This is a genomic window from Ruegeria sp. HKCCA4633, from assembly GCF_013034605.1.
In the GTDB taxonomy this organism is placed as follows: domain Bacteria; phylum Pseudomonadota; class Alphaproteobacteria; order Rhodobacterales; family Rhodobacteraceae; genus Ruegeria.
Genome location: NZ_WQGJ01000002.1, coordinates 455,405 through 477,462, shown reverse-complemented (window position 1 = coordinate 477,462; position 22,058 = coordinate 455,405). Strand labels below are relative to the sequence as shown.

The window sequence follows — 22,058 nt, the reverse complement described above, 5'->3', positions numbered from 1 at the left end:
GAGGGGGTCACGGTATGATGGACACAGACATTCTGGACATGCTTGAGGATATCGGGCGGTCCTCGGTTGCGCGGTTGTCACCTGCTGTGACAATTGCAGCGGACTCGGCTGCGGCACGGCGCGCGGCAGTCTTGCGCAGCATTCGCGGCACTATTCTGCCCCGTCGGCTGGACTTCACGGCCGCCAATGGGATGTGTCTGGCGATCGAGGTGAATAGTTCGCGGGTCACGGATATCTTCCAGGTGCCGAGCGGACCAACGCCGGATTTCGAAACGGAAAGTCGCGGCGAACTGGTCGAAAAGCTGGCTCAGTTGGTGTCAGAGATTGCAACCGCCCCTACCCCGCTTGAGCTGAAGTCAGGTAAACCGGACTCGGATCTCGAGGCGGATGATGTGGGTTTGACTTATAGTGAAATCGAGAGCGCTTGCGCTGCCATTGACTTGTCCACAGAACCGATTGTGTCCGTTGTGCCGGATTTAGAACCGTCGACAGACGACGACCCTGCACTTGCAATGAATGTTGATCCTTCAACAGAGCTTGCGCAGCGCTTTTTTGACGGTGCGGGCCGCTTTGCATCTGGCCGCGTGTTGATCGACAGCGCGGACAAGACCGGCCTGGCCTACGAAGGGTCTTGCCAGCCGTCGCAAGGCATGCATCCCGGTCCGGACGTTTTGGCCCGTTTTGCAACCGATCTTGCGGGTTGGGATAACGATACCCAGGACGAGTTCGACGGTCCCCAACTTATCGTCATACGGCCGTCTGGCGGGAAAGGCGCTGGACTGGCAGTGCTGAGCGATAGTGGTCAAATAGCTGTTGCCGCCCACGACGCGCGTAAGCTGGGGGCAGTTGTTAATCTGTGGACTTCTTTACAGGGGACTAAGGAATGATTGTCCCTGTAGGATTCAAATTTTCGATTAATTCAATCCTTTTTTGTGTGACCAAGGTAGTGAGTAATGAGTGAAACAAATCGCCGCGAGCTTATACGCATCGCAGAAGATATGCATGAAACCAGCAATGATGAAACGCGCCATTTCATTTCGCGTATCATCGGAGATCTGGCAAGCCTGAAGCCGTCAATCGCTTTTGTGGGGCAGATCAAGGCTGGGAAATCCCGTTTGATCAACGGGTTTACCGGGCAGGCTGAATACCTGCCGTCGGACGTCAACCCATGGACCACGGTAATCACCGACATGCATTTCGGGCATCCCTCTGGTCGGACTGAGGGGGCCGAGTTCCATTTCTTTGACAATCACCAGTGGCAATCTCTGATCGCCGAAGGTGAAGAGCTGCGCAATATGTTCCCCGATGACGAGGACAGCTATAAGCGCGAGATGATCGAAGAGCAGGTCGAAGCTATGAAGACCCGGGCGCGCCTGCGTTTGGGCGACAGCTATGAGCAGCTGTTGGGGCAACATCACGATCTTGAAGAACTGAACTCGGACGATCTTGCGCGCTATGTGTGCGCAGGGGATGATCCTGGCGAAGATGGCAACGTAGATCCAGGCAGTGATCGTGGACTGTACAGCGATATTACCCGCAAGGCCGAAGTTTATTTCGACATCGGGCATTTCCCGTTTCCTCTAACCGTTACGGACACTCCTGGGGTCAATGACCCCCTGCTGATCCGCGAAGAGATTTCGCGCCAATACCTGAAGGAATCAGATTTCTTCGTGGTGGTTCTGTCCGCACATCAGGCATTGTCGCGCGCGGATCTAAAACTGTTCCGGCTGATGCAAGCGCTTGAGCTTGGTCAGATCGTTGTTTTCATCAACCGCGTTGATGAGTTGGGCGGCGGCCCCGAGGACGCGGCCAAAGTGCGTTTGGATGTTCTGGACGGGTTGGAAAAGGCCCTCGGCAATGCGGACATCGACGTTCTGATGGGCAGCGCTCAATGGGCGCATTATGCGCTGACCGGTGATGAAACCGGTGTGAACCATGACGATGTTTTGGCGTGGCTGCGCGCGCATCCGGAACAGATGAAGCAATACCTGAACGGCGTGGCCGAGATCAAACAAGGCCCTGGCCCCATCAGTCGCGAGGCTGTTTTGCGTTTTGCCGCAATGATTGCTTCAGGTCTGCCAGATCTACGCAGGCATGTTACCAAGGCTTTGACAAACGGGCCCATTGACGAACAGCTTCGGATGGCCTGGCAGCATCTTGACAGTTTCGCACGCGGTGAGCTTGAGCGGTCTCAGGTTCATCTGCGGGCGCTACAAGATGAAAATAGTTCCGATGCGCGCAGCGCAGGTGACAGTGACAAATCCTTTGGTGAGCTGCGCAAACTGATAGCAGATAAGACACAGGAAATCACTCGGGACATGGATGATGTCCTTTCCAATCTACGTGGCGTGATGGATGATACAGTTGCTGAATCCGTCTCGGGCGTAGTGCGTGGGCCCAACGGTCAATCACCCCTGCTGGCCAAAGGTGGTGCGACCGAGTTGAACTTTACCCCTTTGCGCGAACACATGCGGGAACTGGTACAAGGCGCTTCTCAAGTAGTGCGCCAGCGCATGCTGAGTGAGCTTTATGCGGTCGACATGCAATGCAACGCAGCTTTGCGCGCTTTGCCGGGCTGGCAAGAACCGGTCGACAATCGCATGAACACCAGCGCTGTTCGGTGGTTCCGACCTGACACCACTGCGCTCACCCGTGGAATTACGGTTGAATTGCGTGTAAACTGGTTGTCGCGTCTGATCTCGCGCAACAGCGTTGTAACACGAGCGGAACGGATGATTGTGCAAGAGTTCGAGTTGATTGGTGACGATTTGATCGACACCACGCGTGACAACTTGCTGGAACGGTTAAATACAGTTTTGGATCATTATGTGGCCCTGTTGGCGGGTCATTTCGAACACCGCTCGGGCGCGGGTGAATTGAATGCTCAGGCCGAAGCACAAGTTGCATTCGACCGAGCGCGCCGCATTGCTTCGGACCTTGAAAGTGTCTTTGGAACCGGCCATGCGGACGAACGACAAGCAGAGGCAGCGGAATGATAGAATTTCCCGGAACCGAACAGGAAGTGCGCCAACTGGAGCGTTTTCTGACCGCGACTGAAAAACTGTCGTCTGATGACAAGTTGGAGGACATGCGCGCGCGGGCTTTGGCCCACGCCGAGCGGTTGTCCAATGCGGTCAATATCGGGTTTGCCGGGGAGTTTGGTGCAGGTAAATCAAGCCTTGCTAACATGCTGGCCGGTGCAGATATTCTTCCCACCGGTCCTCAGCATCTGAAACTGCCACTTGTCATTGTGGCCTTCGCGGAAACGCCCGAGACGACCGTGGGTTGGTGGGACAAAGAACCCAAGACCTACTCTGGAATAGCACTGGAAAAAGCCGCGGCGGATGAGCCGGATTTTATTTCGGTGGGGATCAACACGCCTGCACTGAAGGAAATCTCACTGTTTGACCTTCCCGGCTCAGGTGCTTTGGACGATACCTATAAAAAGACCCTGGACTTGCTGAAGTTCGTCGACTGCGCAATCTGGTGTTCAAACGGGACAAACGCATGGCGTGAGACAGAGCGCTACTTGTGGTCCAAAGTGCCACCTGAATTGCGCGCCAACAGTCTGCTGGCTGTGACTCACGCTGATCTGCCGCACGTGCAAGGATCATTGGACCGCGTTTTGTCTCGGCTTAACAAAGAAAAGGACGGGATGTTCTGCGAAGTAGTTCCGATCGGCACTCCTTTGGCAGTGAAGGCCATGGCTCAGGAGCCGGAGCCTGATTTTACCTTGTGGGAGACGTGCGGTGGTCAGAACCTTGCCGAACAAGTTCTGAACGTAGCGTCCAGCCGACGTCGCAGCGATCTGGACGCGGCTCGAAAGGACTTGCAACAGGAATTTCTGCCATTCCTCGAAGCGCTCCAGGGACCGGACTCAGAACCGACACCTCCCGATGCAGCAGCGATGCAATCCACGCTGGGCTCTGCCCTACCGCCTTTGAACAACCCCATTCTCGAAGACTGGCTGGCGGCAATTGCAAGCATCTATGAGGATCTGCGCGAGTCCTCGGATATAGAGCCAGTTTCGTTCCTGCAAAGTTGCCAGGAAATCGTCGAAGACTTTGCAGAAAGACTGGAGCAAGGTGGCGAGATTGACCCGGATGCAGACTGGATTCCAGCAGAGTTTGAAAAGGCCACCGACCTGCTTTTGCTGTTGCAGTTCGAAAGTGGCGATGCGCCCCTGAAGGACGCAATCAGCATATTGGTGCAGCTGGGTGACAACCTTGCATGGGCTGGTAGCACGGTCGCCGCAGCTCAATCCAAAACCGGGACCTGATAATCTCTCGTTAAGATTGAGTGCAGTTTAGCGATTCGAAGGGCCAAGGAATCGGCCCTTTATTGTTTCGAATTCGTAGACCAACCTGCGTTTTTAGGGGTGTGCGTTTTCATTACCTCTACCCAATTTATCAATATGCAGTGTTAAGGGCGCGTGGGAAACTACATGTGCTATGATCAAGAGAACGATCCATAGTGAAGCCATCAGGCGGCCCCAATAAAGTCAAATTTGAAACGTCTAACCGTTCTTAAGTGTCCTGCGGTTGTTTTTGGTTGTGAGTTCGTGGGCTGTTGGCCCTGTTAAATTTAGCCGCAAAAAACGAGTAGAACGGGCGGATTAAAATGAGCCACAACCAGGCTGTCGGTGCAACGCACGACGAACCAAAAATCGAAGGATTGCAACCGGGCGCAAAACTACTGCGCGGTCAGTATGAGATCCTCCGCTTTCTGAGCAACGGAGGATTCGGCATCACCTATCTTGCGCGCGACAGCCTGGAGCGCGACGTGGTGATCAAGGAATGCTTCCCCGGTGCCTTGTGTCGTCGCAATGGCGATCTCGTTGAACCCAACGATCCGTCCTACAAGGAAGACCTGCGCGCCATCATTGATCTGTTTATTCAGGAAGCCCGCAATCATGCGCGGCTGGTGCACCCGAATATCGTCGATGTTCATCAGGTGTTTGAAGACAACGACACCGCCTATATCGCGATGGACTTGATCCGCGGTTGCGATCTTCTGGATTATGTTGAGAATCCTGAAAACGATGCAGGCCCTGACTTTATCGTGCAAGTCACGGAAAAGATGTTGTCGGCGGTTTCGTTCATCCACCAAAGCGGGATGTTGCATCGTGACATTTCGCCGGACAACATCCTGATCGACGAGAACGACGACCCTGTCCTGATCGACTTTGGTGCGGCGCGTGAGCAGGCGGCCAACAAATCTGCGGCTCTGCTGACCCTGCGTGTCATCAAAGACGGGTATTCCCCACACGAGTTTTATGTCCGGGGTGCGGAACAGGGGCCAAGCAGTGATCTCTATGTTCTGGCGGCAACGTTGTACCACGCCATTAGTGGCGAACGCCCGGTCGACGGCCAAAGCCGGTTGAATGCCTTCAACAACGGGCAGGATGATCCGTACACCCCGCTTGCGGGCCGCTTCGAAGGATATCCTGAAGGGTTCCTCGAGGCGATTGACAAGGCCATGGAAGTTCACACCACAGATCGTTTGCAGACTGCGCTGGATTGGTTGCGCATGTTCCGCGGTCCGGGCGTGATGTTTGATACATTTGCCTATCGCCCTGTCTCGGTGATTGTGGGCATGGACCGCAAGGACAAAGAAGAAGAAAAGGCACGGATCAAGGCCGAAAGCGAAAACGCCGAGGCCGTTGTGACCGCACTTTTGGCGGGCAACCCGGATATTGTTGTTGGAAACGATGACAAAAGGAACGAAGACCTGGCCAAGATCGTCGCGAAGGAAGAAGCTCCTGTCGCCGTCGATACTGTGGTTCAAAGCGGTTCTGGCGGCAGTGGTAAGCTGATTGCCGGCGCGGCTGTGGTTGCAGTCGCATTGGCGGCTGGCGGTTACTTTGCAATGTCTGGCAACAAAACCGAAGAACAGGTTGAAGCACCAGCTACGCAAACCGCGGCAGAGGTGGAAACGGCAGATGTCCCGGCAACAGCGGCAGAAGCACCAAGCTCTGTTTCGGAAGAACAGGAAACCGAAGTCGCCTCCGCGCCGTCGCCTGATCCAACACCAGTCGCAGAAGAGCCTGTCGAGCAGGTACAAACTGAGCCTGCAGAGACTGCTGTGGCAGAAACTGCGACTGCAACCCCAGAGCCCACAGCCCCTGAAGTGGCCAAGGCTGAGGCGCAGGACCCTGCGGTTACAGAATTTGAACCCGAGGTCGCCACGTCAAGTGCCGTTCCGGCAGAGCAACAGGTGTCCTTTGCGCATTGGGATGTGGAAATCCCCTTCCAGACATCTCGTCGCCGCGCCTCAACCGGTGCGACCATCGCTATAACTGGTCTCGATCCCAATCAGGACATGAGTGTGATCGGCGAATGGGTGCAACGCGGTGCCGTGATCTTTACTTTGAACGGAAAGCCGATACGCGAGGATGCTTCTCTTGCAGCACAGGTTCTGGACAAGCTGAGCGTTGATCCCGACGGTTATACCCGCGTCGCGGCCCGCTATCGTCCAATTGGTCAGACCCGGGCGCAAAACGGTCTGCTTGCCTTGCCTGTTGAGCGTTCTGTCGGACTTAAGAACGGATTTACCTTTACTGTCAGCAGTTCTGGCAGTGAGGGCTGGCAAACCAAGGTGGACGCGACCCCATTCAGTGACGCAGGCGGTCTGCAGCGTGGCGATGTGCTTCTGAGCGAAAGCCAGTCGGGGATTGCCTTGGGCGGGTCGGAAAGCCTGGATGCCATGCTTGCAGAACTCGTCTCTGAGGGCCGACCCGAAGCGAAATTGACCGTCCTGCGTAACGGTGCTGAAGCCGCTGCAACCATGCAGCTTGCACAGGAGTAATCTGACCGGTTCGTTTGTGATCTGCCAGCGTGTGTTTGCTGAGGGTGGCATCCAGTTTGTCACCCCGGCGGGAACCGGCCCGCCGCAGAATGTACCAGTTTCCTTGAGTATCCAATGAGTGTCTCTGCGCTTTTGCGCGCGGGATAAGTAGCAGCTTACGGCACAAGATATTCGTGCCGCCAAATCGAAGGTGTCGACACCATGTTCAAATACAAAAGCCCTCTGAGCCGGCTTCTAGAAGGTGCCGGCAAATCCAAAGAAGAAGACGTTGCAGAAAACTCAGACGCGGTTGAAACCCCTGCGGTCGAAGAAGAAAAGCAAGAGCCGATTGCAGACTTCAATGCTCTGCGTGCGGCGCTGGCTGGCGGCAACATGACATCCGAGTCTTACGAGGAAACGGATGAGCTGATCCCCGAAGAGAAGATGCCTGAATTCGACGAGGTCGCGACCGAAGAGACTGTCGAGGACTCCATTTTCGTCGAAGATACCGCAATCGAACACGACGCGCCGGAAGAGTTGCTGACGGCTGAGCCTTTGGAAGAAGAGGCAGCCCTCGAAGACGAACACATCATCACTTTGCATGTTGCCGAGGACCCAGCACCGACACCGGTGGAAGAGGTTTCGGAAAACGTCGCACCCGAAGCGGTTGAATCGCCAGTTGCCGAAGCTGCGCAAGATGATCCAGCCGAAGTCGCGGAGGCCCCGGCCGAAGTTTCAGAGGCTTTGGTTGAGGTTGCAGAGGCTCCGGTTCAGGAAGTGGAAAAGGTTGAACCAGCGATTGAACCGGTTGCCGAGCCCGCACCTGCCCCTGCACCAGCGGAAGATCGCCGCTCGCGTGTCAAAACAACTTTCCTGGGTTTCGAACGTGCAGACACCCATGTGCAAGAGTTGATCGAAACCGCAGAACCCGTCGCCAAAACTGAGGCAGCGCAAGAGACATTCCCAGTCGGCTGGCTGGTTGTCACCGCGGGGCCAGGTCGGGGTGCCAGCATCACTTTGACAGAAGGCCTGATGCAGATCGGTCGTAACGATGATCAGGCTATTCAGCTGGATTTCGGCGACACAGGCATCTCGCGTTCAAACCATGCGGTTATTGCCTATGATCCGGAAGATCGTAAGTGCTACTTGGGTCACGGCGGCAAGGCCAACCTTGTGCGCTTGAACGGCAAGCCCGTACTCAGCACCGTGGCATTGTCCAGCGGGGATCTGATCCGAATTAGTGAAACATCCATCCGGTTTACGGCCTTCTGCGACGAAGGTTTTGATTGGCGGGATTCCTGATAGATGCTGGCGACTCCGGCATATGATGTGGCGCTGATCCTGCACCAGGGTCAGCGAGAGACGCAGGAAGACGCCATTGCTGCGCGCATGTTCGACGCGTCGGATGCGGGCTATGTCGTGATTGCAGACGGTATGGGTGGTCACGATGCAGGCGAAGTCGCTTCTGAGCTGGTGATTTCGGCTTGGCGTGAAGCCCTGGACCCCGAACTTGAAGCGGAAACCCTGAATGAGGGATCCATAGTTGATGCCCTTCCTTTGGCAGCCATGCAAGCAAACGCTGCTATTGCTAACCATAACGAGGCGCAAGAACAGGGTTTCAACATGGGTTCGACCATGTTGGGTGTTCTTCTTTTGGGGCGTCGCGTGTTCTGGATCTCCATCGGGGACAGCCCTCTTTATCTGTTCCGCGAAGGCGCTTTGTCTCAGGTAAATGAAGACCACTCTATGGCGCCCGTGATCGACGCGAAACTCGCTGCGGGAGAGATCACTGAATCAGAGGCACAGGATATGGATCGCAACCAGCTGACCTCGGTCATAATGGGGGGCGCCATTCCCAAAGTGGATTGCCCCGAGCAACCCATTCTCGTGACACCGGACGATATCCTGATCCTTGGCAGTGACGGTTTGCAATATCTAAGCGATGCCGAAATTCAATCGGTTCTGAGCAAGCACAAACAATCGCTGGCGCAGGAAATCGCCGAGGCGTTGCAATTGGCCGTTCAGGCCAAGGGTGACCCGGATCAGGACAATCTGTCCATCGCAGTCGCGAAACTCACAAGAACATAAACAGGCAAAGCAACAGGACTCATGAAAAAACACCTCATCATATCCAGCCTTGCTCTTGCTGCCGCCACCGGCGCAGCGTCGGCGCAAGAGGCTTGTACCAGCTATGAAATCCAACGCGGGGACAGCCTGCGCGAGTTAGCCATTGAAGTTTATTCGACCGAAGATTTTCGGATCATTTTCGATGCGAACCGGGATGTCATTGGCTCGAACCCAAACATCATCCGGGTGGGCGACGTACTTGAGCTACCGTGTCTTGAGGATATAGGTCGTGCACCTGTCCTTGCCGATACCGAGGCAGAACGCCTAGCCGCGGAAATGGCTGCAGAACTGGTAAAGGCCGCCGAAGAGCGCGCCGAAAAAGCCGTGGCCCAAGCAGAAGCCCGCGTGGCAGCAGCTGAAGCGGAAGCAAAGAAAACCAGTGAAGAAGCAGTTGTTGCAGCACGGGCCGCGGCCAAAGAAGAGATTGAGGCCGCCCGTTCTGAGGCAGCCGCTTTGATCCGGAATGCCGACACCGGCGAGCGTCCGGAAATCCGAGACCGGCAGCTTTTGCTGATCACGGGCGGGAACTATGCACCGTTCACCGATGAAGCGCTGCCCAACCGGGGTCTTTACACCAGCCTGGTGGAAACAGCCATGCTGCGTGCCGCACCGGAACAATCCTACAAGATCCAGTTTGTGAACGACTGGTCATCACATTTGGACCTGTTGATGCCCACGCTGGCTTTCGACGGCACTTTCCCCTGGTCGCGCCCAAACTGCGAAGAGGCAGAAGCCTTGTCCGAAAGCGATCGCACACGGTGTGAAACCTACAATTTCTCGAACCCGTTTTATGAAGTTGTGGACACATTCTTTGCGCTTGACGGATCGGGCTATGAACAAGCGTTCAGCTATGCGGACTTTGCAGGTACAACGATTTGCCGCCCGGAAGGCTGGTCAACATCCCACATGGATTCTGTCAGCCTATATGAACCGATCATCAAGCTTTTGCGCCCTGTTTCGCCCGATGATTGCTTTCACGCAGTAATAGAAGGTCGCGCGGACATCGTTGCAATCGAAGCGCATCTGGCGGTCGAGGCGATCTCGCGGCTGGGATACGAACACCGGATAATCGAAAACCCGAACCTGGCGGCAATCAAGTCACTTAACGTCATGACCCACAAAGATAATCCTGACGGGGAAGCGATCCTTGAGACGCTGAATCAGGGTCTGGCAATCATGCAGCAATCCGGAGAATGGCGCGACATCGTGTCGACCGCTCTGCGGCATCAAATGGAAAACGGATAAGGCCCCAACTGGCCTGGCAAAACTAAGTCTGGAGGACGTGGACATGTTTGAATTCAACCTTAAGAAAGTGGCGATGTCGGCGAGTGCCGTCACGGCTCTGAGTGCGGGTGCAGCAGCGGCGCAAGAAGCCTGTACAAATTACACCGTTGCAGATGGTGACACGATGGCGACCATTGCAATTGCAGCCTATGGCACCTCGAACTATCAGCCGATCTTCAACGCGAACCGCAACATCATCAACAACCCGAACGCACTTGAGCCCGGTTTGGTTTTGGCATTGCCTTGTGAAGATGGCAGCCTGCCAAACGGCCAATCCGCGCAGGAAATCATCGCAGCAGAAGAACAGCGGGCGGCCAGCGTCAAGCGTTCGAACGTCTACGCTCCGCCGATCAAGATGGTTGCCGGTAACGGCTGGGAACCGTTTACAACTGAGAATCTTAGCGGTGGCGGCATCATGACTCGTCTGGCTACCACTAGCCTCCAACGCGCGGGTAACCAACGCGATTATTCGGTCAGTTTTGTTGATGACTGGAGCTCGCACCTTGATACCCTGTTGCCACTTGGTGCGTTTGACATCTCTATCGCTTGGACTGTCCCGGATTGCACAAACCGTACATACGAATGGTCAGCCGAAACAACCGCGCGTTGTACCCAGTTTGTTGCGTCGGTGCCAGTCTACGACGTTGTCGGCGGCTTCTTTACTCTGCCGGAAAGCCAGTATGCAAGCGCTACGGATTTCAGCGATCTTGAAGGTTCCACCATCTGCCGGATGGCAGGTTGGAGCATGGTTGTTCTGGAAGAAGTCGGTTTGAACCGTGAGAATACAACTGTCGTCCAGCCGAATTCCGCGCGTGAATGCCTGGATGCGGTTTTGACCGGCACGGCTGATGTGGCCGCGTTCGAGGTTGATCTATTCGCATCCACGATGAACGATATGGGCTTGACCTCGTCTGATATCATTGAAAACCCATATGTTTCGACACTGTCGTCGATGAGTTTCCTGGCGCATCGTACAAACCCGTTCGCGCGCGAGTATATTGCGATGATGAACAAAGGCCTAAACGAAATGCGTGAGTCCGGTGAATGGTACGCGATTATTTCGGACTCGCTGCGTGAACAAAATGCAAAACTGAACGCAGCTTCGAACTGATCCCTCGGTTCAGCTGAAACTATGGGCCGGTCTACGCACCGGCCCTTTTTTCTTGCCTGAGCGTACATGATTTTGTCGTAGGACAAATTTTGGCCGTTTATCTGCTGCATAATCGCCTCATCAGCATTTCAGTCTAAGGCTGAAGCGCAATCATCAATCCCTTGATGGGATAGCAAGAGCATGGGTCACGCATGATACAAGGTGCCTTGGATCTCAGGAAAAGATCGGTGACACCGGTGAACAGACCGGACTTGGAAATTGCCGTGATCTTGCCATGCTATAACGAGGCGATTGCCATCGGCGAAACCGTCAAGCAGTTTCGCGCAGCCCTACCGGATGCAGTTATCTATGTCTTTGACAACAATTCTACGGACGACTCTGTCAGGATTGCAGAAGAAGCCGGTGCACTGGTCTTTTCAGAACCGTATCAGGGCAAAGGCAACGTTGTGCGCAGAATGTTTGCTGATGTTGACGCCGATGTCTATGTCATGGCGGATGGCGATGCGACTTACGACAGCTCGGCTGCACCGGAACTGATCAACCTTTTGGTGTCAAAGAACCTGGACATGGTTAACGGCGCGCGGGTGAACGACGAAACGGACGCATACCGCCCGGGCCACAAATTTGGAAACGCCGTGTTCAGCGGGCTCGTGAAGTTTTTCTTCAAAAGCAAAATCAACGATTTGCTGTCCGGCTACCGGGTATTCAGCAGACGGTTTGTGAAAAGTTTTCCTGCAGTTTCGAATGGCTTCGAGATTGAAACCGAGCTTACCGTGCATGCGATGCAGATGCGGATGCCGGTTGGTGAAGTTGAAACACACTATTTCTCACGGTTGCCGGACTCGAATTCCAAACTGGCCACTTTTTCGGACGGGTGGCGCATACTCAAGATGATTGGCCTGCTGATCAAAGACGAAAAACCAATCTCGTTTTTCCTGTCTTTGGCCTTGTTGGCATTTTTACCCTCGCTGTTGGTCTTTATTTCGGTTTTCCGCGAGTTTCTGGATACCGGTCTTGTTGACCGGATACCGTCGCTGGTTGTTGCCGTGTCGGGATTTGTCGCATCGATGTTGTTCATTGTTTGCGCCCTTATCATGCAGTCTCTTGCCCTTGCACGGCGAGAGGCGCGGCGTATGTCCTACTTGCAATATGAAGGTGTGGCCGCATCAGGTGCGAACAGGATGCAGTCTTCCCTTGTACAGCCGCAGGCACGCCGTTTCGGCTGAATTACAGCGCACTCCAAAACATTCCCTTGCTCAACCGACCGCGCACAGCCGCAGCTGACGCGAATCTGACAGGATTGGTTTGGTCAGGGTTAATCTCGAGATTTTGGGCTTTGAAAAGCAAAATGACCAGCACCCCAAATGCTGGTCATCTTCTGAGTGAGTGATAGAGCCCAAGGGGCCTCACCAGTGAAATTCTTTGTTATCACAGGTGTAACTTAGGCTCATTCCAGTTTCTATTGGGGGAATCCCGTAGGTGGATGAGGTATTCTTGTAACCATCTGAAATAATGTACTTAAAATCTCATACAGGAGTACTGTAATGCAGTTTCGTATTCGGTCCAGCACCGTAGATGAAGTCGTTGATCCTCTGCTTAAATCGGCACGTTTATCGATGACCTGTCGTCACAATAATTAAGGGGCCGCACTCTCTGCTGGCCCCTTTTCTTAGCTTACAGAGTAGATGCACGTGCATCTGCTCTGTCGGTACCGATTACCCGATGATCGCGTTCAGTGTCGCACTTGGACGCATTACAGCGGCCGTTTTGGCGGGATCGGTGTGGTAGTATCCGCCCAGATCCGCAGCAACACCCTGAGCCGCAGCCAGTTCCGACAAGATTTTTTCTTCCTTATCGGCTAGGTCTTTGGCCAGGGGCACAAACTCCGCCGCCAGATCAGCATCATCGGATTGCGCTGCCAGAGCTTCTGCCCAGTAGCGCGCGAACCAATAGTGGCTGTCACGGTTGTCCGGCTGGCCTACTTTGCGGCTGGGCGAGCGGTTGTTGTCCAGAATGCCCTGCGTTGCAGCTTCGGCAGCAGCACCCAGAACACCTGCCTTGGCGTTGCCTTTGCTGTCAGCAAGGAAGTTCAGAGATTCACCAAGCGCACAGAACTCACCCATCGAGTCCCAGCGCAGGTGGTTTTCCTCAACCAACTGCTGCACATGCTTCGGAGCGGACCCTCCTGCCCCGGTTTCAAACAATCCGCCGCCATTCATCAGTTTCACAATCGACAGCATCTTGGCCGAAGTACCCAGTTCGAGGATCGGGAACAGATCGGTCAGATAGTCCCGCAGCACGTTGCCGGTGATGGCAATCGAGTCGTTGCCAGCCGTGATGGTTTCCAGCGATTGACGGGTGGCTTCGCGCGGGGCCATGATCAGGAACTTGTCGGCAACGCCAGCGGCCTCGAGCGCCGGTTTGACGTATTTGATCAGTTCGGCATCATGGGCGCGGTTTGCATCCAGCCAGAAAATCGCCTCGGACCCGGTCAGGCGCTGACGGTCCATCGCCAGTTGGATCCAGTTCTCGATCGGTGCTTTCTTGACGGTGCAAGACCGCCAGATATCACCGGCCTCGACCTCGTGGCTATGCAACGTTTCACCATTCGCAAGAACGATGCGGATCGTACCATCGGCAGGGGCTTGGAACGTGGTCGGGTGCGAGCCATATTCTTCGGCCTTCTGTGCCATCAGGCCGACGTTAGCGACTGCACCTGCGGTCGCTGGGTTTAACGCGCCGTTGGCTTTGAAGAACTTGATGGTTTCGTCATAGACCGGCGCGTAGCAGCGGTCAGGGATCACACAATTGGTGTCACCCTTGGCGCCTGTCTCATCCCAACCCTTGCCGCCTGCACGGATCACGGCAGGCATAGAGGCGTCGATGATCACGTCTGAGGGCACGTGCAGGTTGGTGATACCACGATCCGAGTCGACCATGTACATCGACGGACGATCACCTTTGATCGCATCGATGGCGGCCATGACATCGGCGTTGTCTTTCACACGATCCAACAGGTCGCCCAGGCCCGAATTCGGGTTCACACCCAGTGCGTCCAATTCGGCACCAAATTGCTCAAACACCGGGGCCAGCCACGCTTTGACGGCATAGCCGAAGATGATCGGGTCGCTGACCTTCATCATCGTCGCCTTCATGTGCAGCGAGAACATGGTGCCGTCTTTCTTGGTGTCCTCGATAGCGTCGGCAAGGAAAGAAGACAAAGCCTTGACCGACATGAAGGTCGCGTCGGCCACAGTGCCTTCTTCCAGCGGCCAGGCGTCTTTCAGAACGGTGATGCTGCCGTCTTTGCCGACAAACTCGATATTTGCGTTGCCGGCCTGAGCAGCGGAAATGGTCGCGGACTTTTCGTTGGCATAAAAGTCGTTGCCGGTCATGGACGACACTTTGGTTTTGCTGTCCGAAGCCCATTCACCCATCGAATGGGGGTTCTTCTGGGCATAGTTCTTAACCGCACGCGCCGCTCGACGGTCGCTGTTGCCCTCTCGCAGAACCGGGTTCACGGCCGAGCCCTTGATCGCGTCATACCGCGCGCGGATTGCTTTTTCTTCTTCTGTGGCCGGTTCTTCAGGATAGGCAGGAATGTCATAGCCTTGCGACTGAAGCTCTTCGATGGCGGCAACCAGCTGCGGAACCGAGGCCGAGATATTCGGCAGCTTGATGACATTGGCATCCGGTGTTTTCACCAGGTCACCCAACGCGGCGAGATCATCGGTAATGCGCTGCGCATCTGTCAGCTTCTCAGGGAAAGTTGCCAGAATGCGCCCAGCCAGTGAAATGTCCTTGGTGCCAACGCTGACGCCCGCAGCAGATGCGAACTTGCGGATGATGGGCAGGAACGAGGCGCTGGCCAGCTCGGGCGCTTCGTCTACAATGGTATACAATATGTCGAAGTTCGATTTATCTGCCATATTCTTTTACCTTTTTTAAGCCTTTCGGGGCGTGCGATCTAAGAGTTAAGGGCCGCAAAAGCGCGGCGCGGGAGGGGCGCGATCACGATACCGCCCCTGGGTGACTCTGTTTTGACAGGGCTTCCCTTAAATCAGGTTTGGCTTGGAATCAATCGCCTACAGGCGCGCGTTTTGCCACGGGTCAGATTTGAGTGTCGTGAGTTTCGTACGGCAAAACGTTCCAAACGTTCGCCATTAGTTGCTCTGCTTTGAAGCACGCAACACTATTCAGCGGTACTTTGCGCATGCGCAACCAAACTCTCGGTCCAGGTCCAGCGGATTACCGAAACCTCTGCCCTGTTTCGGGGTCGAACACCATAGCGCGGTCAGGTTGGATCGAGATACCAATCCGTTCGCCTGTTTTGCTGCGTTGATCATCCCGTTCCTCGACAATCAGCTTGTCGCCATTTGGGGTGAGGAGATACGAGTAGGAAACGCCCCCAAGCGCTTCGGTCAGGTCCACGGTGCAAGTGTCTGCCGCGCGATCAATCTGAATATGTTCCGGGCGCATCCCCAAAGTAACTTTTACCTGTCCGGCCGGAATCGTTGCCGAAATCGGCAGCGGTTGCGCCAGTGCGGGATGTGTGACGTGCCCATCGGCATAGTCGCAGTCTAAAAAGTTCATCGCGGGTGAGCCAATGAAACCGGCCACAAATCGGTTGTCGGGATCGCGGTACAGATCCATCGGGGCACCCACCTGCTCGATTCGACCATCGCGCAGAACAACGATCTTGTCGGCCATGGTCATTGCTTCGACCTGATCGTGGGTCACATAGATCATGGTCGCGCCGATTTCCTGATGCAGACGCGCGATTTCGACCCGCATCTCGACCCGCAATTCGGCGTCGAGATTCGACAAAGGTTCATCGAACAGAAAAACCTCGGGCCCGCGAACAATGGCCCGACCGATTGCAACCCTCTGCCGTTGGCCCCCTGACAGAGCCTTGGGTTTGCGCTTGAGGTATTGATCCAGCTTCAGAATGTTCGATGCTTCCTGAACCTTCTTTTCAATCTCGGGTTTTGCAACACCGTTCATGCGCAGGCCGAACCCCATGTTTTCGGCGACCGTCATGTGCGGATAAAGCGCGTAGGTTTGAAACACCATCGCGACCCCACGTTTTGCAGGGTCCATATGCGTGACGTCCCGCGCACCTATGTGAATCTGACCTTCTGACGTTTCTTCAAGCCCGGCGATCATGCGCAGCAAGGTGGACTTGCCGCATCCAGAAGGGCCAACAAAGACGCAGAATTCACCGTCGTCGATCTGCAGGTCGATCCCGTGAATGACCTGTGTCTGACCATACCGCTTGATCGCCTGGTTCAGAGTTACTCCCGTCATGTCGCTTGCATCCTGTCATTGCTGTGGTTTGGGTCCGTTTCGGGAAAGCGCCATGCCTGCGCCTCGGCCCCGATCTGTTCGGCCACGCGGCGTAGACGCGGCACCCAGGCTTCGAGTTGTTTGAAATCCATCCGTTCCGTCGAGCCTGTCACGGAAATCGCGCCCAGCATTCGACTGTTGGACGTCAGAACCGGGCAGGCGATACAGATGATACCGGGTTCGTGTTCTTCATCATCAACAGCGAACCCGCGGTTGCGTATCCGTTCGAGGTCGTCGCGCAGCGCCTGTTCCGAGGTGAGGGTCTTGTCAGTGAAGCGGTGATAGCTTTGTTGGGAAAGGACCCTGTTCAGCGCCTCCTCCCCCAAAAACGCCATCATCGCCTTGCCAACCCCGGTGCAGTAGGCGGGCCCGACTTTGCCGGCTTGCGAATACATCTCAATGGGCTGCGCAGCGTTGCGTTTGTCGACGTACAGAACCTGGCCTGAGTCGAGCTGCGCCAAATGTACAGTTTCACCTGTTTCCCGGCTCAACGCGTCAAGGAATGGGCGTGCTATTGGGGCCAGAGAGCTTTGAGTCCACGCGGCATGGGCAAGGCGAACCAACCTCATACCAGGCGCATAGGTTTGTCTGTCCGGGTCGTAAGACAACATTCCCTGATTCGTCAGGGATTGAAGGAACCGGTAGAGCGTTGCCTTGGGAAAGGCACTGCTGTCCAGCAGTTCAGAAAACCGCACAGGGCGTTGAAATGCCGCGACGTGATCCAGCACGTCACATGCTTTGCCTATGGTTCCATCACCTGACACGGGCTTGCATTCTCCTCCGTTTTCCATCGCTTCCTCTCGATGGGTCTTGACAAGACTAACCGAGTCGATGTGTAGTTTTCAATATATAAAACTTGGTTTCAATATTTGGAACCTCACATGGGAGCAACAGGGAGGAGACCATGTATTCCACTTTCAAGCGCACAACGGCTGCGCTGGCGCTTGGCGTCGCAATGGCGGCGCCAGCAGCTGCGGAACTGACCGGAGAGCTGCGCATTTTCCTGGACACGTCAAACCCGGCGCCGCGTGCGACGATGGAAGCGATGATCGAGCGGTTTGCGGAACAGCATCCAGGTTTGGAAATCGAAACCACCGTGATCGACCGCGAAGCTTATAAAACGCAGATTCGCAATTTCCTCACGGCCGATACTCCGGACGTGGCCACTTGGTACGCAGCCAATCGCATGAAGCCGTATGTTGAGGCAGGCCTGTTTGAAGACGTATCAGACCTGTGGGCCGAGCCTGAAATTGCCGAGAACCTGGCTTCGACCAAAGGCGCGATGACCATCGATGGCAAGCAGTGGGGTGTGCCGTACACCTACTATCAGTGGGGCGTTTACTATCGCAAAGACATCTTTGATGAGCTGGGCCTGAGCGAACCGACGACTTGGGAAGAAGAACTGTCCAACTGCCAGAAGATCGTCGATTCAGGTCGCGCCTGCTATACCATCGGCACCAAGTTCCTGTGGACCGCCGGTGGCTGGTTCGACTACCTGAACATGCGCACCAACGGGTTTGACTTCCACAACCAACTCGCCAATGGCGAAATCAGCTGGGAAGATGATCGAGTCAAACAGACCTTCGCCAACTGGAAACAGCTGATCGACATGGGTGCGTTCATCGACAACCATCAGACCTATAGCTGGCAAGAGGCCCTGCCCTTTATGGTCAATGGCGAAGCCGCTGCTTACCTGATGGGCAACTTCGCCGTTGCGCCGTTGCGTGATGCCGGTCTGACGGATGATCAGCTGGACTTCTACCAGTTCGTTTCGATCAATCCCGACGTCGAATTGGCCGAAGACGCTCCGACAGACACGTTCCACATCCCGGCCAATGCGTCCAACAAAGAAGCCGCGCGTGAGTTCCTGCGCTTTGTGGTTTCGGCAGACGAGCAAACCGAGATCAACAATGGTGCAAACCTAGGTCAGCTGCCTGTGAACGCGCAGTCTTCGGTGGATGACGACAAGTTCCTGCAGCAGGGCTTCCAAATGCTGTCATCAAACAGCCCCGGCGGTGTCGCTCAATTCTGGGACCGCGATGCTCCGGCTGAAATGGCCAAAGTTTCGATGGAAGGTTTCCAGGAATTTATGGTCAAGCCGGACAATGCTGATCGTATTCTGGCGAAACTGGAACGCGCCCGTCAGCGCATCTACGACAACTAAGCGGATCGGGCCGGGCTAATTGCCCGGCCTACCTATCCCCTGAAATGTAGGACGGACTTCAGCCCGCCACCCCTTATCACCCGGAACACCGTCATGACCGTTGCCGCCGACATCCCAGAACAAGAAAGCTGGTTTCACCGCAACCAGCAGCGAATTGCGCCGTGGTTGTTCCTGGCGCCGGGTCTGCTGTTCTTCATGGTCTATGTGATCATCCCGGTATTCCAATCCTTCAACCTGTCCCTTTACGAATGGGACGGTTTGGGCGCAGCCGAATATGTCGGGTTCCGGAATTACGAAGACCTGTATTGGGAATGGGTGGATCGGGATGCTTTTTTCATCTCGTTGAAAAACAACCTGATCTGGCTGATCCTTTATCTTCTGGCGATTCCGGCGGGCCTGTTCATCGCATTATTCCTGAACCAGACGGTTTGGGGCATCCGCCTGTACAAATCCCTGTTCTTCTTCCCGTTCGTAATCTCTCAGGTGGTCGTGGGCCTTGTATTTACGTGGTTTTATGACCCGACCTTCGGGCTCTTGAACGAATTCCTTGGTTTCTTAGGCCTTGGCCCGCTGAATGTGCTGGGCGACGAACGGTTCGTCACCTATGGCATCATCTTCGCCGGTCTTTGGCCGCAAACCGCATATTGCATGATACTGTATCTGACGGGCTTGAACGCTGTGGATCCGGAACAGATTGAGGCCGGGCGATTGGACGGTGCAAAAGGGTGGAGAATGCTGTGGCACATCATCCTGCCACAACTACGCCCCGCCACCTTCATCGCATTTGTTGTTACAATCATCGGCGCTTTGCGCAGCTTCGACCTGATCTCGATCATGACCCAAGGCGGACCCTTCGGATCATCTAGGGTGCTGGCCTACTACATGTTCGAGGTTGCCCTGTCCGAATACGGCTTCCGCATGGGATATGGCGCTGCAATCGCAGTGATCCTGTTCCTCATCATGCTCTGCTTCATCGCCTACTTCCTGTGGTCGATGTACCGCGAAGAAAAGGGGCACTGAGATGTTTCCCAAACCCATCGAAAAACAACCCCGAGCGGCGCAGATCACCTATCAGGCCATGCTGCCGCTGGCCTTGTTGCTATGGCTGGGTCCACTGCTGGCGGTTGCCCTGTTTTCGGTCAAGCCCGCCGCGGATTTCACAAACGCCAATTACTGGGGATTGCCATCAAGCTTTGAAGGTGCGTTCAACTATGGGCAGGTATTCTTCAACTCGGACATGCCGCGCTATCTGTTGAACTCGTTCATGATCACCATCCCAACTGTGATCGGAGCCGTCGCGCTTAGCTGCATGACCGGGTTCGCGTTGGGGATCTACAAGTTCAAATCGAACCTCTGGATCTTTTTCATGTTTGTCGCGGGCAACTTCGTACCCTTCCAGATTCTGATGGTACCCGTACGCGACCTCACCCTTGAACTTGGTCTCTACAACACAAAAACCGGCCTTGTCCTGTTCCACATCGCGTTCCAGACCGGGTTCTGCACCCTGTTCATGCGGAACTTCATTCGCGCCCTGCCCTTCGAGTTGATCGAAGCTGCTCGGGTGGAAGGCATTAGCGAATGGCGAATATTCTGGTACGTCGTGCTGCCATTGATGAAACCGGCAATTGCAGCGCTTAGCGTGCTGATTTTTACCTTTATCTGGAACGACTATTTTTGGGCCGTCGTGCTGACCCAAGGCGCTGAAAGCCAGCCTGTCACCGCAGGAATCACCAGCTTTAACGCGCAGTTCAGGGCAGCCTATCAGTTAATGAGTGCAGGCTCGATCGTTGCAGCTTTACCGCCGGTTGCCATGTTCTTCTTGATGCAGAAACACTTTATCGCGGGCCTGACCCTCGGTGCCGTAAAATAACGTCAAACCAAGAGTTTGTAAGATGACAAAGATCACCTTTATCGGGGCTGGTTCCACGATCTTCATGCAGAACATCGTAGGTGACGCCCTGCTGACCCCTGCATTGGCCAACAGCCAATTTGCACTGATGGACATAGACCCCGAGCGGCTTGCCGAAAGCGAAGCTGTAGCTCGCGCTATGATCCAGTCGGTCGGTACAGGGGCGACGGTTACAACCCATACTGACCGCCGCGCTGCGTTGGATGGCGCAGATTTTGTCATTACCGCCTTTCAGGTCGGGGGGTATGAGCCCTGCACTGTCACCGATTTCGAAATCCCCAAGCAATATGGCCTGCGCCAGACCATTGCCGACACGCTGGGCGTCGGTGGCATCATGCGCGGTCTGCGCACGGTTCCTGTGTTATGGGACGTAGCACGGGACATGATGCAGCTCTGTCCCAACGCAACACTGCTACAATACGTAAACCCGATGGCGATCAACACCTGGGCCTTGGCCGAGCAATTCCCCAGCCTAAAACATGTTGGTTTGTGCCATTCGGTTCAGAACACGGTCGAGGAACTAGCTCATGATCTGGACCTGCGCAAAGAGGACATCCACTACAAGGTTGCGGGCGTCAATCATGTGGCCTTCTTCCTGAAACTTGAACATCAAAACAGCGATCTCTACCCCGCTTTGAGGCAGGGGTATGCCAATGGCCAAATCCCAAAACCACCCCTGCTGATGCCGCGCTGCCCCAACAAAGTGCGTTACGAAGTAATGGACCACCTGGGCTATTTCTGCACTGAAAGCTCGGAACATCTGGCGGAATACGTCCCGTGGTTCATCAAGGACGGACGCCAGGATCTGATCGAACAGTTTTCGATCCCGCTGGACGAGTACCCAACCCGTTGTGTCGAACAGGTCGCTAACTGGAAAGAACAGGCCAAGACGTTGACCGACGGCCGCGACATTGAAGTCATTCGAAGCCACGAATTCGCGGCCGACCTGATGAACGCCATCGTCACGGATACGCCCTATACAGCCTACGGCAACTTGCCCAACACCGGTCAAATTCCCCAACTTCCACTGGGTGCCGCTGTCGAAACGCCTTGCCTGGTTGACAGTAATGGTGTCCAGCCTTCGGTTGTCACGGACATCCCGCCCCAATTGATCGCGTTGATGCGCAGCCAAATCAATGTGCAGGAACTGACGGTCCGCGCATTGGTCGATCAGAACCCCGAATACATCTATCACGCCGCGATGATGGATCCACACACCGCTGCCGAATTGGACCTTCGTCAAATCCGCAGCCTGGTGAGCGATCTACTGGACGCACATGCAGACTGGTTGCCGGATTGGTGCAAACCCGCCAAAGCCGCCTGACCGCGAG

At 55.2% G+C, this 22,058-nt stretch carries 16 protein-coding genes; 13 read left to right on the top strand and 3 right to left on the bottom strand.

The annotated features are described in order from the left end of the window. Positions 1-14 precede the first annotated feature (14 nt). The 9 genes from GOV85_RS08730 (at position 15) to GOV85_RS08690 (ending at position 12,534) form a co-directional block, all read left to right on the top strand. Positions 15-887 carry a hypothetical protein gene (locus GOV85_RS08730; RefSeq protein WP_171177019.1) on the top strand — a complete coding sequence of 291 codons (873 nt, stop codon included), beginning with the start codon at positions 15-17 and terminating at the stop codon, positions 885-887. Positions 888-953: 66 nt separating this feature from the next. Then, positions 954-2,996 (top strand): dynamin family protein, encoded by a 2,043-nt coding sequence (locus GOV85_RS08725; RefSeq protein ID WP_171177017.1) that lies wholly within the window; start codon positions 954-956, stop codon positions 2,994-2,996. Then, positions 2,993-4,279 carry a dynamin family protein gene (locus tag GOV85_RS08720; RefSeq protein WP_171177015.1) on the top strand — a complete coding sequence of 429 codons (1,287 nt, stop codon included), beginning with the start codon at positions 2,993-2,995 and terminating at the stop codon, positions 4,277-4,279. Before GOV85_RS08725 ends, GOV85_RS08720 begins: the two co-directional genes overlap by 4 nt. Positions 4,280-4,620: 341 nt before the next feature. Beyond that, positions 4,621-6,807: a serine/threonine-protein kinase gene (locus GOV85_RS08715; RefSeq protein ID WP_171177013.1), complete on the top strand. Its 2,187-nt coding sequence runs from the start codon at positions 4,621-4,623 to the stop codon at positions 6,805-6,807. A 201-nt stretch (positions 6,808-7,008) separates the two neighbouring features. Continuing rightward, positions 7,009-8,088 carry an FHA domain-containing protein gene (locus GOV85_RS08710; RefSeq protein ID WP_171177011.1) on the top strand — a complete coding sequence of 360 codons (1,080 nt, stop codon included), beginning with the start codon at positions 7,009-7,011 and terminating at the stop codon, positions 8,086-8,088. 3 nt (positions 8,089-8,091) lie between these two features. Continuing rightward, positions 8,092-8,874 carry a PP2C family serine/threonine-protein phosphatase gene (locus GOV85_RS08705; RefSeq protein ID WP_171177009.1) on the top strand — a complete coding sequence of 261 codons (783 nt, stop codon included), beginning with the start codon at positions 8,092-8,094 and terminating at the stop codon, positions 8,872-8,874. A gap of 21 nt (positions 8,875-8,895) precedes the next feature. After that, the gene (locus GOV85_RS08700; protein WP_171177007.1) at positions 8,896-10,158 is read left to right on the top strand and encodes a transporter substrate-binding domain-containing protein; all 1,263 of its coding nucleotides are present in this window, start codon (positions 8,896-8,898) and stop codon (positions 10,156-10,158) included. A gap of 43 nt (positions 10,159-10,201) precedes the next feature. Next, positions 10,202-11,308 (top strand): transporter substrate-binding domain-containing protein, encoded by a 1,107-nt coding sequence (locus GOV85_RS08695; protein ID WP_171177005.1) that lies wholly within the window; start codon positions 10,202-10,204, stop codon positions 11,306-11,308. 236 nt (positions 11,309-11,544) lie between these two features. After that, entirely contained in the window at positions 11,545-12,534 is a 990-nt protein-coding gene (locus GOV85_RS08690; RefSeq protein WP_348540078.1) for a glycosyltransferase family 2 protein, read from the top strand. 489 nt (positions 12,535-13,023) lie between these two features. Here the strand turns inward: GOV85_RS08690 and GOV85_RS08685 are convergent, their stop codons facing one another. The 3 genes from GOV85_RS08685 to GOV85_RS08675 all read right to left on the bottom strand — a co-directional run bounded on the left by GOV85_RS08685 (position 13,024) and on the right by GOV85_RS08675 (position 17,418). Beyond that, entirely contained in the window at positions 13,024-15,237 is a 2,214-nt protein-coding gene (locus GOV85_RS08685; protein ID WP_171177000.1) for an NADP-dependent isocitrate dehydrogenase, read from the bottom strand. 319 nt (positions 15,238-15,556) lie between these two features. Further along, positions 15,557-16,615, bottom strand: a complete 1,059-nt coding sequence (locus tag GOV85_RS08680; RefSeq protein ID WP_171176998.1) for an ABC transporter ATP-binding protein — start codon at positions 16,613-16,615, stop codon at positions 15,557-15,559. Beyond that, positions 16,612-17,418 (bottom strand): IclR family transcriptional regulator, encoded by an 807-nt coding sequence (locus GOV85_RS08675; RefSeq protein WP_171177301.1) that lies wholly within the window; start codon positions 17,416-17,418, stop codon positions 16,612-16,614. Before GOV85_RS08675 ends, GOV85_RS08680 begins: the two co-directional genes overlap by 4 nt. Positions 17,419-17,558: 140 nt before the next feature. On the opposite strand from GOV85_RS08675, the gene GOV85_RS08670 reads away from it, so the two are divergent. The 4 genes from GOV85_RS08670 to GOV85_RS08655 all read left to right on the top strand — a co-directional run bounded on the left by GOV85_RS08670 (position 17,559) and on the right by GOV85_RS08655 (position 22,051). Continuing rightward, positions 17,559-18,818, top strand: a complete 1,260-nt coding sequence (locus tag GOV85_RS08670; protein ID WP_171176996.1) for an ABC transporter substrate-binding protein — start codon at positions 17,559-17,561, stop codon at positions 18,816-18,818. A 93-nt stretch (positions 18,819-18,911) separates the two neighbouring features. Continuing rightward, a complete protein-coding gene (locus tag GOV85_RS08665; RefSeq protein ID WP_171176994.1) occupies positions 18,912-19,838 on the top strand; it encodes a carbohydrate ABC transporter permease in 927 nt (308 codons plus the stop codon). A 1-nt stretch (position 19,839) separates the two neighbouring features. Beyond that, positions 19,840-20,688, top strand: a complete 849-nt coding sequence (locus tag GOV85_RS08660; protein WP_171176992.1) for a carbohydrate ABC transporter permease — start codon at positions 19,840-19,842, stop codon at positions 20,686-20,688. Positions 20,689-20,710: 22 nt separating this feature from the next. Continuing rightward, positions 20,711-22,051 (top strand): alpha-glucosidase/alpha-galactosidase, encoded by a 1,341-nt coding sequence (locus GOV85_RS08655; protein WP_171176990.1) that lies wholly within the window; start codon positions 20,711-20,713, stop codon positions 22,049-22,051. The last annotated feature ends 7 nt before the right edge of the window (positions 22,052-22,058 follow it).